The organism is Haloarcula onubensis, from assembly GCF_031624605.1.
Taxonomy (GTDB): domain Archaea; phylum Halobacteriota; class Halobacteria; order Halobacteriales; family Haloarculaceae; genus Haloarcula; species Haloarcula onubensis.
Genome location: NZ_JAMQOS010000001.1, coordinates 508,150 through 523,448 on the forward strand (window position 1 = coordinate 508,150; position 15,299 = coordinate 523,448).

The following is a 15,299-nucleotide window of genomic DNA, read 5'->3' on the forward strand; positions in this document are numbered from 1 at the left end:
GCCGAACACCGGACCATGTCACGGCGCCCCGTCCTCGCTCTCGTGACGCTGCTGACGGTGCTGGCCCTCGTCGTCGGCGCCCCGACGCTCGACGGCCCCGTCGACGGCACCACCGACAGCCGTGTCGGTCCCGGACAGCAGGACACCGGTGCGACCGCCCAGATGCCGCCCTCGAACGGCGTCGGTCTCCTGGTTCTCCCCCTCCTCATCCTGTGTACCGCCGTCGGCCTCGGCTACGGACTCAGGCAGTACGGCTACGACGACGTCGTCGTCGCCGGGCTGACGAGCGTGTTGCTGACCGTGGCGGCCGTCGTCGCCGTCGCCTCTCGAAGTCCGGTCATCTCGGGGACGTTCGTCGGGAACGGGTCGAACGGCTCCGCGGCCGCGGGCGTCACGTCGGGTGCGCCCCCGCCGGAGTCGCTGTGGACCCTCGGTGCCGTCGGGTCGTTCGTGGTCGTCGCAGTCGCCGGCGCGGTCCTCCTGCGGGGGACGGGCACCGAAACCTGGTCGACGCGGGACGGCGAGGAACGCACCGAGGCGGCCGACAGGGTCGACCGGCGGACGGCAGTCGGCGACGCGGCGGGTCGCGCCGCCGACCGACTCGCCGCCGAGGCTGCGCCGGAGAACGCGGTGTACCGCGCGTGGCGGGAGATGACGGCGGCGCTCGACGTGTCGAACCCGGCGGCCACCACCCCCGGTGAGTTCGCCGCGGCCGCCGAGCGCGCCGGGATGGACGCCGACGACGTGGCGACGCTGACCGACCTCTTCGAGTCGGTGCGGTACGGCGACAGCGCGCCGACCGACGAGCGCGAGCGGCGGGCCGAACGGGCGCTGCGCAACATCGAGCGCGCCTACGGGAGCGAGTCGTGAGCCTCCATCGCCGCTTCGCCCTCGCGCTGGGCTCGCTCGCGGTGCTCGTGGGCGCGCTCGGTGTCGCGACCGGCGGCTTCGACGCCGCGGCCCGACCGGGGCTCGTCATCTTCGTCGGTATCCTCGGCGTCGGACTCGCGCTGTACAGCCTCTCCCGCCGCGTGAGAGTGCCCACGGCCGTCGCGGTCCTCGACGACCCCTCGGACCGGGACATCGCTCCGCCGGCGCCCAGCACCGACGGGGGCGGGTCCGCGCGTCTCACTCGCCACCGCCGCCTCGCCGACGAGGTTCGAACGCTCCTCCGTCGCGCGGTGGCCCGGGACGGGCTGGACGACGCCACTGCTGACGAGGTCATCGGGTCGGGAGCGTGGACGGACGACCCCGTCGCGGCCGCGGCGTTCGCCGACGACGTGGGGCGGTCCCGGCAGCTCCGTGACTGGCTGCGAGCCAGGCGCGACGGGACCACGACACTCGGCTACCGTCTCGACCGCGCCGGGGCGGCCATCCGGGAGCTGCTGGGGCTGCCCGCCACCGACGCGGAGCCGAGCCAAGCGCGGACGCCGACGGGGACCGGCGTCGTCGAGACGGGCCGGTGGGCCGGCTTCCGGGCGGTCCCGCTCGCGTTCGTCGGCGTCGGCATCGTCGCCCGACGACCGGGGCTGTTGCTGGCCGGTGCGGTCGCGGTGGTCGCGCTGGCGGTCGGCGTCGCCTCCCGTCCACCGGACCCGGACCTGACGGTCACGCGGGCCATCCACGCCGAGGAACCGGCACACGGCGACGCGGTGACCGTGCGGATGCAGGTCCGCAACGACGGCGACCGGGCGCTGGTCGACTGTCGGGTCGCCGACGGCGTCCCGGACGCGCTGGCGGTCACCGACGGCTCGCCCCAGCTGGCGACCGCCCTGCGGCCGGACGCGACGGCGACCGTGGAGTACACCGTCCGCGCGACGCGCGGCGAGCACCGCTTTGACGCGCCACGCGTCGTCGCCGGCGACGCCGCCGGGGCGAGTGCGCGGGTGACCGAGCCCGCCGTCACCGGCGACGAGAGTCTCTCGGTCTCCCTCCCGTCCGCCGACCTCGACGTCCCCGTCCGGTCCCAGACGACGCGGCTCCGGGGGCGCATCGAGGCCGACGACGGTGGCGAGGGAATCGCGTTCTACGCCACGCGCGACTACCGCCCCGGCGACCCGCTCTCGCGCGTCGACTGGAACCGCTACGCCAGCACTCGCGAACTGTCGACGCTGCAGTTCCAGCAGGAGCAGTCCGCGACGGTGGTCGTGCTCGTCGACGCCCGCCCCGACGCGTACCACGCCCCGGCCGACCCGACCCTCGATACCACCGTCGACCGGGCGGTGCTCTCGGCACGCGGCGTCCTCGACGCCCGCCTCGACGCCGACGACCGTGTCGGCCTGGCCGCGCTCTCGACCGACCGGCTGTACGTCCCGCCAAGCGGCGGGCAGGCCCACCGGAGTCGGCTGGAGACGGTGCTCGCCACGAACGCCGCCGTCGGTCCGACGCCGGCCGTCGGCGAGTGGTTCCCCGAGGCGACGTTCCGGTGGCTCAGGCGGGAACTGCCAAGCGCCGCGCAGGTGGTCTGTTGCTCGCCGCTGACCGACGACGACGTGGTCCGCGTGCTGCGGTACCTCGCCGCCTACGGCCACGCGGTGACGGTCCTCAGCCCGGACCCCGGGACCCGGCCGACGGCCGCCGGGACCGTCGCGGCCGCGCGGCGACAGTTCCGCTGTTCCTCGCTGCGCCGGCAGGGGATTCCGGTCGTCGACTGGCGCCACGAGGAGTCCCTCGCGGTCGCAATCGAACGACAGCGCGGGGAGTGGTTCTCGTGACCGGCGTTCGCCCCGTGGGTGTGGCCGCCGTCGTCGCCGCCCTCCTCAGCGGGGTCGTCGCCGCGACGACGCTCGCGGCCCCGGTCGCGCTGCTCGGGGTCGGGCTGGTGGCCGTCGGCACCGTCCGCGCCGCTCGTCGGGCCGTGACCGCCGGTGCGGTGACGCTCGCGGTCGCCGTCCTCGTCGCCGGCGTGGTGGGAACGGGCCCCCTCGCACTGCTCGTCGCGACCGCGGCGGCGGTGCTCGCGTGGGACTTCGGGCACTACGCGGTCGCGCTCGACCACGGGCTGGCGGACGAAGCCGTCACCCGCAACGCCGAACTCGTCCGCGTCGCCGGGGGGACGCTGGTTGGCGCGGCCGCCGTCGGCGGCCTCTCGCTTTCGACCCTCGCCGTCGCCGTGCCGGCCGTCGACACGCTGACGGCGGGGCTCCTGTTCGTGGGCTCGGTGCTTGCCGTCTACGGGCTCCGCTAGACCGTCGGGACGGGGACTTCGCCCAGCACGTCCGCCAGCACGTCGCGCTTTGCCACCTGCTCGACGCGCGCGTCCGGCGTCAGGACGAGCCGGTGGGCCAGTACGGGCTGTGCGACCCGTTTGACGTCGTCCGGGGAGACGAACGCCCGGCCCTCGATGGTCGCCCTCGCCCGCGCCGCTTCGAACAGGCGCTGTGTCCCGCGCGGCGAGACGCCCACCTCGACGCGGCGGTCCTCCCGCGTCGAGCGAGCGACGGCGGCCATGTACTCCAGCAGGTCGTCGTCGACGGTGACCGTCTCCGGGACGGCACGCAGCGCGTGGACCCGCTCGGTGTCAAGCACCGCCTCGACGCTCGGACTCTGCTCGGAGCGGCCGGCCCGCCGCCGGAGCAGGTCGACCTCGCCCTCGTCGTCGGGGTAGCCGATGGCGCTCTTCGCGAGGAACCGGTCGACCTGCGCCTCGGGGAGTTCGAAGGTCCCCTCCATGTCGACGGGGTTCTGCGTTGCGATGACGAAGAAGGGGTCGGGGAGGGCGTACGTGTCGCCGTCGACCGTGACCTGTCTCTCCTCCATCGCTTCCAGCAGCGCCGACTGGGTCTTTGGCGGCGCGCGGTTTATCTCGTCGGCCAGCACCACGTTCGCGAAGACCGGGCCGCGGCTGAACTCGAACTCCCGGGTCTGTTCGTTGAACACGTGTGTCCCGGTGATGTCGGCCGGGAGGAGGTCGGGCGTGAACTGCACCCTGGCAAACGAGAGTCCGAGCGCCGTCGCCACGCTCTGTGCGGTGAGTGTCTTGCCGGTGCCGGGCACGTCCTCCAGGAGCACGTGGCCCTTGCCGACGACGCCGAGCAACACCGTCTCGAAGAACTCCCGGTCGGCGACGACTGCCCGGCCGACAGCGTCGAGGACCTGACTCGTCACGTCGCGCGCCTCAGTGACGTCCATACGTGGGTGTGTCACCCGCCCGGTATATGGGTGTCGCGAACACACCACTCACTGAATCGAAACGCCTAAAGAGCAGACGGCGGAACGTACGAGTGAGCCGAGGTAGCCTAGCCTGGCCAAGGCGGTTGCCTCGAAAGCAACTGTCCTCACGGACTCAGGAGTTCAAATCTCCTCCTCGGCGTTTTGCTGGCGCAAACTGACGAGCGTAGCGAGTCGCCAGCAAACAAATATGTGGAGATTTGAGCCGACGAGTCGCAGCCCGCGCAGTTGAGCAGAGTGAGACGAGCAGGACCGTCTCGGCTCGTTCAAATCTCCTCCTCGGCGTCTCACCGACACAACTCACGAGCGTAGCGAGTGCTGTGTCGAACTCGGTGCCACCTGACTGACCGCTGATGGACAGACCGGCCAGCTCAGACGCCGGCGACGAGGAAGATGAGGACGCTGACGGCCATCACCGCCAGCACGAACGCCGCGGCCAGCGCGCCGCCAAGCGACACCATCGCGTTGGCGGTCGAGGCCAGCGTCTCGGTGCGGTCGTTGCCGAACACCGTCACGTTCGCTCGTTCGCTCGCCATCCCGGCCTCGACCGGTTCGAGGTCGTCGATGGCCGCCGCGACCAGGTCGGTAATCCGGTCGACCACCTCGCTCTCGGGGATGGCCTGGCCGACCTGGTTCTCCGCCTCCATCGTGTTGACGATGTGGGTGTCGCTGGTCATCACCTCCACCGCGTCGACGCCCTCGACGGCGTCGATGATAGTCTCGCGCAGCCCCGGTTCCATGTTGTTCCCGTCGACGAGGACGTAGGCCGTCCGCGCGTCGCCGACCTCGAAGACGGCGACCCGGATGCCCAGCGGGCCGATACCTTCCTCGGGGACCCAGTCCGTTTCCGCCCAGGCGACGCCACAGCGCAGCGGCCCCCGGTCGGCCCCGGCGAGCGTTCGACCCAGCTGGCCGGCCCCCTGTATCATGTCGAACGACCGCCGGCTCCCGGGGACGACGTGGCCCAGGTCATCGCCGTCCAGCCCGTCGTTGCAGTTGTGGGCGTCGACGAGCAACACGTCGCCCAGCCCGCCGCTTCGGGCCTCGGCCATCGCCGAGAGGCCGACCGCGTAGTCCACGTCGTCGGCACACCCCGGCGAGTAGGTCGTCACGACCATCGCGTCGTCGCCGAAGCACTGTCCGAGCAAGGTCGCCTCGCCCTCCTCGTGGCGGTGGCCCGCCGTCGCCTCGGCGGTGTAGTCGATGTTCTCGAATGCGGTCTCGGCCGCGTCGAGGATGACGTCGACCTCGCTCTCGGTGACGAGGTTGAAGTCGTGGCCGGCGGTGGCATGTGGCGGGAAGGCGACGCCGTCGGCGGCGTCGGCGACCCGTTTCGGGAGGTTCCCGCCGCCTATCTCCCCCATCGGTCCGGGGTGTATCATCGGCAGGACGAACCGGGCCTTCTCTTCGCCGTTGGGACGGCGGACCGACAGCACCGTGACGGGGACGATGGCCTCCTCGCCGATGTCCTCGAAGAAGGTCTCCAGTTCGTCGGACCCCTCCGCGAGGTAGCCGACGAACCCGCGCAGGAAGTCGAGCGCGGAGACGCCCAGCGAGGAGCGCCACGGTCGGTCGATGGCGACCAGGAACACCCACACGGCCACGGCGTACAGCAGACAGATGACCGCGAGCAGGACGAAATCGGCCGGGATGAACCCCTGCAGCGCCGGCGGCGCCTGTTCGGAGCGGGCAAGCAGGTCCTGGAGCTGGGGGTCGTCGAGGATGTAGCTGGTCGCCCCGCTGTAGACCGCGAGCATCCCCGCCGCGGCGCCGGTCTGGACGCTCGCGGGCACAGCCGCCCGGAGGATGCTGTACCGGGAGACGGCCAGCAGGATGAGCAGCCGGAACGCGAAGATGGAGGCCAGCGCCACCAGCAACACGTCGAAGACGAAGTTCGCGCCGAGGCGCCCACTGACCAGGGCGACGACGCCGGCGGCGGTCAGGAAGGCGATGGTGATGAGCTCACAGACGAGCGCGAGCAGCGAGGCCCGGTTCGGGGTGAGCTGGCCACCCATCCGGCGGTCGACCCACGGCGTCATCGCCCCGGCGATGGCGGTCGGCAGCCCGATGAAGAACACGCCCTGCCAGGCGTCGTCGAGGACGAACCGCGAGTCGAAGGCCGCGACGCCGGTCAACGCCGCGATGCACAGGGCGAAGGCGAGGCTTGCGTACCAGTTCGGCGCCCGGAAGATGAACCGGGAGAGGCTCGCAAGATTCCCCTGTGTGGCAGTCATTTATTTATGACATCCGGCCGCGCTATATAAATCCAGCCGCTCCGAACGCGCCTACTGTCGGGGCGCCGACTGCTGTTCACAGACCGCCAGGAAGTTCTCGAAGACGGCCTCGCCCTCCTCGGTGTGGGCGACCTCCGGGTGCCACTGGACGCCGTAGAGGTTCCGGTCGGTGTCGCTCATCGCCTCGACGCCACAGATGTCGGAGGTGGCCGTCCGGGTGAACCCGTCGGGCACTTCCTTCACCTCGTCGGCGTGGCTCGCCCAGACGCGGGTCTCCGGGGCCAGCGAGCCGACGAGCGGGTCCTCCTCGTCGAGAATCTCGACGGTCACGTCGGCGTAGCCGCCGTACTCGCCGCCGCCGACCTCGCCGCCGAGCTGGTCGGCGATGAGCTGCATCCCCAGACAGATGCCCAGCACGGGCACGTCCAGGTCGAGATAGTCGGGGCAATTGCCGATGTCGTCCATGTCCGGGCCGCCCGAAAGGACGACCCCGTCGGCGTCGATATCCGCCGGCGGCGTGTCGTTGTCGAGCAGTTCCACGTCCACGCCCATGTCCCGGAGCGCCCGCTGCTCCAGGTGCGTGAACTGGCCGTGGTTGTCGATGACGACGATGTGAGTCATTGGTAGCTGTCACGCTATCCCGGCGTATATATCCCGTGATAGCTGCTCGCGGCCCGGTCAGCGCTCGTACACCGGTCCGTAGACACGGCCGCGAGTGCGCTATCGGTGCCGGTCGAGCCACGTCGCCGTCCGGAACTCCAGTCGGACGACGTTACCGCCGTCGGGCGTCCGCTCGAAGGCGACGCTGCCGTCGTAGCTCTCGACCACCCAGATGACGAGCCAGAGCCCCACGCCCTTCGAGTGCTGGAGCGGCGTCTCGGCCCGCGCCGAGAAGACGTCCAGTTCGGCCTGCGGAATCGACGGGCAGTCGTCGACGAGTTCGAGCGTGGTGGTCCGCGCGTCGGCCTCGACGCTGACTGAAAGTGACGGCGCCGTCTCGCTGTGGACGACGGTGTTCTCGACGAGGTTGTCGAGCACGGTGCCCAGCAGCCAGTCGGCCCGGACCAGCGCCTCGTCGGGGAGGTCCCGCTCGACGGCCGCCGCCGGGGTGGCCCGTTCGAGGGCGTCGAGGCGGCTCTCGACGGCGGCCACGAGGTCCCGCGGGCCCTGGTCGCGCTGGTCGGTGCCCAGCGCGACGTCTATCTGGCGGGCCTTCTCGGTCGTCGAGAGCAGGTCCTCGATGGACTGTCGGAGCTCCGCGGTGTCGGTCGCCGTCTCGACCGAAGCCGTTCGTTCGAGTTCGTCCAGGTGGCCCAGCACGACGTTGAGCCGGTTCCGGAGGTCGTGTCTGAGCACCCGGTTGAGGACGTCGTTGCTCTGGGCGAGGCGCCGTCGCGACCGGCGCAGCTCTATGACCGTGCCGACGAGGATGCCGACGAACCCACCGAATGCGACGCTGCTCGCCAGTATCGCGGTCCGCATCGTCGCCGCTGGGTCCCCCGACAGCGAGATGGCGAGGTGGACGAGCGTCACCAGGCCGACGCCAAGCCCGCCCCACTCCGCGACCGTCCAGACCTGTGCCCCCTCCAGACCGCTGCGCGGTACCCACTGGTTCGCGCCTACCAGCACCAGCGCCGGGACGATACCGGCCAGAACGACCAGCATCGCCGTGAGACTGGCCGACAGCGCCGTCACTGCGTGGGCCACGAGCGCGAGCGACAGCGCGACGCCCGTCGCCACCACGTAGCCAGTGCCCAGTGACTGCTTCGAGAGCTCCGGCTGATGCACAATGTGGACCCTTTCACAGCGGACTACTTCAAACCCGACCGCCTGATTATCACGGCTGATATTCGACGTGGCAACGAGGCTACGCGTCGTCCGCGTCGTACCGGTCGGCGGCTGAGGTAAAGCCCAGTTCCGAGCGCTCCCGGCTCTTCCGGCCCTCACGGGCGGCGACGGCCTCCGGGTCCGGCCCGGCGTCGTCGTCGATGCGCGCCCAGGAGTTGTGGACCTTCGCGTGACACCACCGACAGAGCAAGACCGTTATCTCGTGTGAGAGTTCGTCCGCCGACTCGCCGTACGAGAGGTGGTGTTCCTCCAGCAGCGGGCGCGACTCGTCGTGGGCGTTTCGTCGTTCTTCGAGCCCACAGCGGAGACACTCCCGGTCGCGGTTCCGACAGCGAAAGTGCGGGCAGTCGGCCCACGCCCACTCGGCCTCGTCGGCGTCGCCGTCCGGTCCGACCGCCGCCGGACAGCGAAAGCCCTCGGCGCTGCGGGCGTTCGCGAACTCCGGGTCGTGGTGGCCGTGTTCGCGCGCCCAGCGACAGTTCCCCTCGTCGGTGACGAAGTCACACCGGTCGACGTGGTCGTAGGGGTCGGAGACGCCGACGCTCGTCCCGCCCGGTGCCTTCTCCATACCCGGTGTCTCCGGTCGCCAGCTACCTGAATCTGCCCCTCCGCGCACAGACCACGTCGGAGTTCCTCGACCCCGAGAGGCTTTGGCGCCACGTCGTCCGGTCGCGACTGCGACCCGCCGAAGACGGCCTCACCCGACGGGGTCGCTGTGGGCCTCCCGGAGTTCGACCTTGCGGATTTTGCCCGTGGAGGTCTCGGGGAGGGCCTCGACGAACTCGACGACGGTCGGGCATTTGAAGTGTGCGAGGTTGTCGCGGGCGAACTCGATGACCCCGTCCTCGGTGAGGTCGGCGCCGACGTCGGGCACGACGATTGCCTTGGGCGTCTCGCCCCACTTCTCGTGGGGGACGCCGATGACGGCGACGCGCTGGATGTCGGGGTGGTCGTAGAGCGCGTCCTCGACCTCGACGCTGGAGATGTTCTCGCCGCCGCTGATGATGACGTCCTTCTTGCGGTCCTTGATGGAAATCATCCCGCGCTCGTCGATACTGGCGAAATCGCCCGTGTGGAACCAGCCGTCGGCACGGCTGGAAAAGGCCTCGCGGGTCCGGTCGGGCTTGTTCCAGTAGCGGTCCATGACCTGGTTGCCACGGACGACTATCTCGCCCATCGTCTCGTCGTCGGGCGGGACGTCCTCCCCGCCCTCGTCGACGACGCGGAGTTCGGTCCCGAGCATGGCGTGGCCCTGGCGGGTCTTGATGGCGAAGCGTCCCTCGCTCTCGATTCGACGCGGCGAGTTACTCGTCGTGATGAGCGGGCCGGTCTCGGTCAGGCCGTAGACGTGTAAGATGTCCCAGCCGAGTTCGTCCTCGACGGTCCGGATGGTGGCTTCGGGCGGCGGGCTGGCCGCGGTCGCGATTCTGACCGGCTTGTCGCCGGTCGCCGCGATATCGTTGGCTTCGTAGTGGCTGACCATCTCGTCGAGGACCGTCGGCGCGCCACAGAGGTAGGTCACGTCGTGGTCGTGGATACGCTCGAAGGACCCCGCGGCGTCGAAGTGGCGCTGGCAGACGTGTGTCCCGCCGACGCCGGTGACGACGTAGGGATACCCCCACCCGTTGACGTGGAACATCGGGAGCGTCCAGAGGTAGGCGTCGTCGTCGGTGACCTCGGTGTGGTGGGCGGTGATGAGCGCGTGATAGTGTTCGGTACGGTGGGTCCGGACCACGCCCTTCGGGTCGCCGGTCGTCCCGCTCGTGTAGTTTATCGTCGCGGGGTCGTCCTCGGAGATGTCGGGGCGCTCGACCTGGTCGGGGTCGGCCGCTTCCAGCAGGGACTCGTAGTCACGCCAGTCGCCGTCGACACGGTCGGCCGGGTTGGCGACGAACGCCGTCGCGGGCACCTGGTCGCGGACCGCCTCTATCTTCTCGGCGTACTCGTAGTCGGCGACCACCGCCCGGGCCCCGCAGTCGTCGAGGATATACTCGTAGTCCTCGGCGATGAGCCGGTAGTTGAGCGGGACCGAGATGGCCCCGAGGACGTTGATGGCGTACAGCGTCTCCAGAAACCAGTGCGTGTTGGGCGAGAGCAGCGCCACGCGGTCGCCCGCCTCGACGCCGATAGTCGAAAGCGCCGCCGCCGCTCGGTCGACCCGCTCGCCGAACTCGGCGTAGGTGTACTCGGTGCCGTCGTGGGCGATAACGCCGACGGCGTCACCGTAGACGTCGACCCCTCTGTCGAGGAAGCCGAGCGTCGTCATCGGTCGGTGCATGGTATGCCAAGACGTGTCTGTCGCACGTAAAATTCTTTCTCACCCCCTGCGGGGTCCCCGCGAATCGCGCCCGTAGGGACCAGAAGTGACCTGGACCGACAGATGCCGAGAACGGGCGTATATCGCCCCTGAGATGTTCGTTTTCGCTCGTCACGGCGGCAGGAGCGGTCCCTCAGGACAGGCCGGGATGTACTGACGGCGGCGATAGCCACCGTAACAGAAATGGATACAATACTGATAGGATGGGTTTCGAACCGCCGCTCGGCGCCCAGCGCGGAGGGCTGCGGGCCTCGGGACGAACTATTATTGTCGTCAGTTGCGGATTCACAGAGGATGGCCACAGCGCATCTCATCGCGGTCGGTTCGTCGCCGCTGGGCAAGACAGACCTGCCCGGCCGCGACCTGTTCTCGACGGCACTGGCCGAGGCGTTCGAGGAGTTGCCCGACCCCGCCGACGTCGTCGACGGGCTCTACGTCGGCGCACAGTCCGAACGGTACGAGAACCAGATTATGCATGGGACGCTCATGGCCGAGTGGGCCGGCCTGCGGAACGTCCCCGCGGAGCGCGTCGAGGCGTGTGCGGCCGCCGGTGCGCTCGCGCTCAAGAACGCGGTCCGCGACGTGCGGGCGGGCGTCCACGACGCCGTGCTGGCCTGTGGCGTCGAGAAGATGACCGCCGGCGGCACCGAAGGCGCTACGAACGCGCTCGGCGCCGCCTTCGAGCGGGCCTTAGAACAGCGGTCCGGCATCACCGCGCCCGCCACGTACGCCCTGCTCGCGCGACGATATCTCCACGAGACCGACGCGACGGAGCGGGACCTGGCCAAGATTGCCGTCAAGAACCACCGGAACGCGGCGGCCAACCCGCGGGCGATGTTCCAGGACGCGGTCGACATCGAGACGGTCATGGACGCCCCCGACGTCGCGCCACCGCTGAAACTGTACGACTGTGCGCCGGTCACCGACGGCGCCGCGGCCGTCGTCGTCGCGAACGACGCGGTGGCCGACGAATTGGTGGGGCGCGAAGACGCGGTCCGCGTGGCCGGCGTCGGCTCGGCGGCCAACAACCTCGCCGTCGCCGAACGGGACCTGACCTTCGTCGAGGGGGCGAACGTCGCCGCCTCGACCGCCTACGAGGACGCCGGCGTGGACGCCGCGGATATCGACGTGGCGGAGGTCCACGACGCCTTCACCGTCTGCGAGGCGCTGCTGGCCGAGGCCGCCGAGTTCGCCCCGAAGGGTCGGGGCATCGAGACGGTCGAGGCTCCCGAGGACCGGTCGCCGGGCTGGACTGACGTCCACATAAACACCAGCGGCGGGCTGAAGGCCCGCGGCCACCCCATCGGGGCCACCGGATTGTTGCAGGCGGTCGAGGCCCACGAACAGCTCACCGGCCGGGCCGGCGACCGACAGGTGGCCGACGCCGACACCGCGTTGCTCGTCAACGAAGGCGGCGTCGCGGACGCCCACACCGCAGCCCACGTCCTGACTACACAATGACTGACGAGCGTAACTCACCGATGACAGACGCCGATTCCACGACGACGGGACCGCTCGCTCCGGACGACATCACCGCCGACTCGCCGTTCACGCTCCCCGGCTTCTTCGACGCGTTAGCCGACGGCCAGTTGGTGGCCGCCCGCTGTACGGAGTGTGAGACACAGATGCTGCCGCCGCGTCCCGCCTGTTACAACTGCGGCAGCCGGGCAGTCACGCTCTCGGACCAGCCCCGGACGGGCGAGGTAATCTCGTACACGTCGGTCGTCCGACCCCCGTCCGCGTTCGACCACCTGGCGCCGATAACCGTCGCCGTGGTCGAACTCGACTCGTCGGCTCGACTGACAGGTCGAGTCGACGCGCCGCTCGAGGACGTTGCCATCGGCGACCGCGTCGAACTCCGCGTCCATGCCCCTGAGACAGTCGACATCGATTCGGAGTTCGACCTGTCCTACGAGGAGGAGTGGCCGCTCCACGTCTTCGAACTGGTGTGACGCCGGCGAGTCGCACCGAACGCGACCCTGTCGCCGGAATCGGCGGCTGAACGGACACAGAACGCCTGTACCGTCCTCTGTTGCACGCGCAAGCCGAATCGGCTTGGTCGTCGCGCTGGTTTGTACGGATATGGTAGACTGGGAGAGTTACTGGAGCGTTATCGGCGTCAGTGGACTGCTCGTGATAGGCACGCTGTTTTTCCTGTTCCCGGAACCGCTCACGTCGGTCCTCGGTATCATCCTGGTTCTCGTCGCGTCGGGAATCTGGCTGGCCGGCTGGTATCGTGACGACGACGAGCCCGAAGACCGAGCCGTCGTCGAGGCGTAACCCACGACCGAGGAGCGCCAGATACGCCGAGAACGACGACACCCCACCCGGCGCTTCCGGGGTGTCCCGACCACGGTGACCGTGCAGGCCACACCCGGAATCGCACCCGCGACGCGAGGGGTGTGGCCGGGGCGTTATTTTCGCGGGTCGCCGTCGCTGAGAGGTGTCGTAGTAGCCACTCCGGCGTTCGGTGGATTCGGAGTGGTCCGTCCACACGCGTGTCCGCGACTCGCCGCCGCTCGGCCGGACACGCTGACGGAACGCTTACGTGGTGACGTACCCACGCGAGCGTATGCGCGTCGTTCACGACCCCGACGGCTCGGCCGACGTTCTCGCGACGAACGTCCACACGGCCGAGACGATGCTGGAGCAGTCGAAGGGGCTAATGGGCCGCCGGTCGATACCGGACGACTACGCGCTGGTCTTTCGGTTCGAGCCGTCCTGGCCCTTCGGGGCGGTGCGCCGCCGGGTCATCCACATGCTGTTCGTCCGCTTCCCCACCGACGTGGTCTGGCTGGCCGACGAGGAGGTCCGCAAGGTCAGGACGATGTACCCGTGGCGCTCGCTCGACTACGCGAAGGCCGACGCCGTCATCGAACTCCCCGCGGGCGCCGCCGACGGCGTCAGCGTGGGCGATACCGTGGTCGTGGAGTCCTGAGTACGCATCCCCGGTGTCGTCGCTGTGGTGACTGTCTCCAGCCGGAACACCCCGCCGACACCGGCGAATATCCCGCTCTACAGCCAATCCACCACCTCGAATCGCATCCGCCAGACTAAAGACCATGAACGTCCCAGTACCGGGTACTATGTCGGAACACCCGACGGAGGATAGAGGAAGTCGCCGCGAGGCGGCTGGGTGTGAAATTCGCCCCGAGTGATGGAAGTGACCTTTCTGTGAGCCAGCACACACTGTTCGGGGACCACCCAGCGACGCGTCCCCTCGACGAGGTAGACGGCGTACAGTTCCTGGACACCACCCTGCGCGACGGCGAGCAGGCTCCCGGCGTCTCCTTGACGCCCGACGACAAGGCCGCTATCGCCCGCAAGCTCGACGCGGCGGCCATCGACGTCATCGAGGCGGGCAGCGCCTGTACGGGTCCGGGCGAGCGCGAGACAATCTCGCGGGTCGCCGAACTGGACCTCGACGCGACCGTGACGAGCTTCTGTCGGGGCATCAAGAACGACATCGACCTCGCCCTGGAGTGTGGCGTCGACGGCATCGACCTCGTCGTCCCGGCGAGCGACCGCCACGTACAGGACAAGGTCGGCACCTCCCGCGAGGACAACGTCGCCTCGACGGTCGAACTGGTCGAGTACGCCACCGACCACGGCCTGTGGGTCGAGGTCATCGGCGAGGACGGCTCGCGCGCGGACCTCGACTACCTCGAAGAGCTACTCGCCGCCGCGCTCGAGGCCGGCGCGGACCGCATCTGCTGGGCCGACACCGTCGGCCACGCGACGCCGGACCGAGCCCTCGAATGCGTCTCCCGGCTCTCGGAACTGGGCCCGGTGAGTACCCACACCCACGACGACCTGGGTCTGGCCGTGATGAACGCCCTGGTCTCCGTGGCCGCGGGCGCGGACCTCGTCCACGGCACCATCAACGGTATCGGGGAGCGAGCGGGCAACGTCGCCCTCGAAGAGGTCGCCATCGCCCTGGACCACGGCTACGGCGTCGAGTCGATGGACCTGACCGAGGTGTACGACCTCGCGAAACTCATCGCCAACCGGACGGGCATCCAACTGGCCCCGAACAAGGCCGTCGTCGGCCAGAACGCCTTCACCCACGAGTCGGGCATCCACACCGACGGCACGCTGAAAGACGACGCGATGTACGAGCCCTACGCCCCGGAGAAGGTGGGCCGCGAGCGCCGCCTCGCGCTGGGCAAGCACGCCGGCCGCGCCGGCGTCGAGGCGGCCCTCGACGAACACGGCGTCGAGGCCACCGACGACCAGCTGAACGAAATCGTCGGCCGCGTCAAGGAACTGGGCGACCGTGGGAAGCGCGTCACCGACGCCGACCTGCTGACCATCGCCGACGAGGTCACCGGCCAGGCGGGGGACCGCCGAGTCGAACTGCTCGGCCTGACCGCCGTCTCGGGCTCCGATACGCCGACGGCGAGCGTCCGCCTGTCGGTCGACGGCGAGGAGCGCAAGGCCGCGGCCGTCGGCTCCGGCCCCGTCGACGCCGCGATGAACGCCACCGAGGACGCCCTCTCACACACCGCCAACGCCACGCTGGAGGACTACCACGTCGACGCCATCACCGGCGGCACGGACGCCATCGTCACCGTCGAGATAGAGATGTCCCGAAGCGACGACACCGTCGCCGTCTCGGCGAGCGACTCCGACATCACCCGGGCCTCGGTGCGGGCGATGGTCGACGCCATGGACCGACTGGTCGCCGACGACAGCGAGACGCTGGTGGCCGACGACTAGGCATCGAGAAC

14 protein-coding genes and 1 tRNA gene are annotated in these 15,299 nt (G+C 69.8%); 9 read left to right on the top strand and 6 right to left on the bottom strand.

What is annotated here, in order from left to right; all coding sequences use genetic code 11:
• Window positions 1-15 precede the first annotated feature (15 nt).
• Genes NDI86_RS02605 through NDI86_RS02615 form a run of 3 tightly spaced genes read left to right on the top strand, consistent with a single transcriptional unit; the run spans window position 16 to window position 3,187 of the window.
• Entirely contained in the window at window positions 16-870 is an 855-nt protein-coding gene (locus NDI86_RS02605) for a DUF4129 domain-containing protein (protein WP_310898834.1), read from the top strand.
• On the top strand, window positions 867-2,714 hold the full coding sequence (locus NDI86_RS02610) for a DUF58 domain-containing protein (protein ID WP_310898835.1): 1,848 nt from the start codon (window positions 867-869) through the stop codon (window positions 2,712-2,714). Before NDI86_RS02605 ends, NDI86_RS02610 begins: the two co-directional genes overlap by 4 nt.
• Window positions 2,711-3,187, top strand: a complete 477-nt coding sequence (locus NDI86_RS02615; protein WP_310898836.1) for a DUF7519 family protein — start codon at window positions 2,711-2,713, stop codon at window positions 3,185-3,187. The genes NDI86_RS02610 and NDI86_RS02615 overlap by 4 nt, the downstream gene beginning before the upstream one ends.
• Here the strand turns inward: NDI86_RS02615 and NDI86_RS02620 are convergent.
• On the bottom strand, window positions 3,184-4,131 hold the full coding sequence (locus NDI86_RS02620) for an AAA family ATPase (RefSeq protein WP_310898837.1): 948 nt from the start codon (window positions 4,129-4,131) through the stop codon (window positions 3,184-3,186). The two genes, NDI86_RS02615 and NDI86_RS02620, sit on opposite strands and share 4 nt — an antisense overlap.
• Before the next feature lie 96 nt (window positions 4,132-4,227).
• On the opposite strand from NDI86_RS02620, the gene NDI86_RS02625 reads away from it, so the two are divergent.
• Window positions 4,228-4,312: transfer RNA gene (locus tag NDI86_RS02625), tRNA-Ser, on the top strand.
• Window positions 4,313-4,541: 229 nt separating this feature from the next.
• Here NDI86_RS02625 and NDI86_RS02630 read toward each other — a convergent pair.
• From NDI86_RS02630 to NDI86_RS02650, 5 genes are all read right to left on the bottom strand, one after another.
• Complete coding sequence (locus NDI86_RS02630; RefSeq protein ID WP_310898838.1) at window positions 4,542-6,404, bottom strand: DUF2070 family protein; 1,863 nt, start codon at window positions 6,402-6,404, stop codon at window positions 4,542-4,544.
• A 51-nt stretch (window positions 6,405-6,455) separates the two neighbouring features.
• Window positions 6,456-7,025, bottom strand: coding sequence for a GMP synthase subunit A (locus NDI86_RS02635; protein ID WP_310898839.1), 570 nt, complete (start codon window positions 7,023-7,025; stop codon window positions 6,456-6,458).
• A 99-nt stretch (window positions 7,026-7,124) separates the two neighbouring features.
• The gene (locus tag NDI86_RS02640) at window positions 7,125-8,192 is read right to left on the bottom strand and encodes a HAMP domain-containing sensor histidine kinase (RefSeq protein WP_310898840.1); all 1,068 of its coding nucleotides are present in this window, start codon (window positions 8,190-8,192) and stop codon (window positions 7,125-7,127) included.
• A 79-nt stretch (window positions 8,193-8,271) separates the two neighbouring features.
• Window positions 8,272-8,820 (bottom strand): DUF7097 family protein, encoded by a 549-nt coding sequence (locus tag NDI86_RS02645; protein WP_310898841.1) that lies wholly within the window; start codon window positions 8,818-8,820, stop codon window positions 8,272-8,274.
• 129 nt (window positions 8,821-8,949) lie between these two features.
• Entirely contained in the window at window positions 8,950-10,530 is a 1,581-nt protein-coding gene (locus tag NDI86_RS02650; RefSeq protein ID WP_310898842.1) for a long-chain-fatty-acid--CoA ligase, read from the bottom strand.
• A gap of 333 nt (window positions 10,531-10,863) precedes the next feature.
• Here NDI86_RS02650 and NDI86_RS02655 point away from each other — a divergent pair, with 333 nt between their 5' ends.
• The 5 genes from NDI86_RS02655 to NDI86_RS02675 all read left to right on the top strand — a co-directional run bounded on the left by NDI86_RS02655 (window position 10,864) and on the right by NDI86_RS02675 (window position 15,288).
• Complete coding sequence (locus NDI86_RS02655; RefSeq protein WP_310898843.1) at window positions 10,864-12,030, top strand: thiolase C-terminal domain-containing protein; 1,167 nt, start codon at window positions 10,864-10,866, stop codon at window positions 12,028-12,030.
• Window positions 12,027-12,521: a Zn-ribbon domain-containing OB-fold protein gene (locus tag NDI86_RS02660; protein WP_310898844.1), complete on the top strand. Its 495-nt coding sequence runs from the start codon at window positions 12,027-12,029 to the stop codon at window positions 12,519-12,521. The genes NDI86_RS02655 and NDI86_RS02660 overlap by 4 nt, the downstream gene beginning before the upstream one ends.
• 130 nt (window positions 12,522-12,651) lie before the next feature.
• Window positions 12,652-12,849 (top strand): hypothetical protein, encoded by a 198-nt coding sequence (locus NDI86_RS02665; RefSeq protein ID WP_310898845.1) that lies wholly within the window; start codon window positions 12,652-12,654, stop codon window positions 12,847-12,849.
• A 292-nt stretch (window positions 12,850-13,141) separates the two neighbouring features.
• Complete coding sequence (locus NDI86_RS02670; RefSeq protein ID WP_310898846.1) at window positions 13,142-13,507, top strand: DUF192 domain-containing protein; 366 nt, start codon at window positions 13,142-13,144, stop codon at window positions 13,505-13,507.
• A 236-nt stretch (window positions 13,508-13,743) separates the two neighbouring features.
• A complete protein-coding gene (locus NDI86_RS02675) occupies window positions 13,744-15,288 on the top strand; it encodes a (R)-citramalate synthase (protein WP_417936237.1) in 1,545 nt (514 codons plus the stop codon).
• Window positions 15,289-15,299 lie beyond the last annotated feature (11 nt).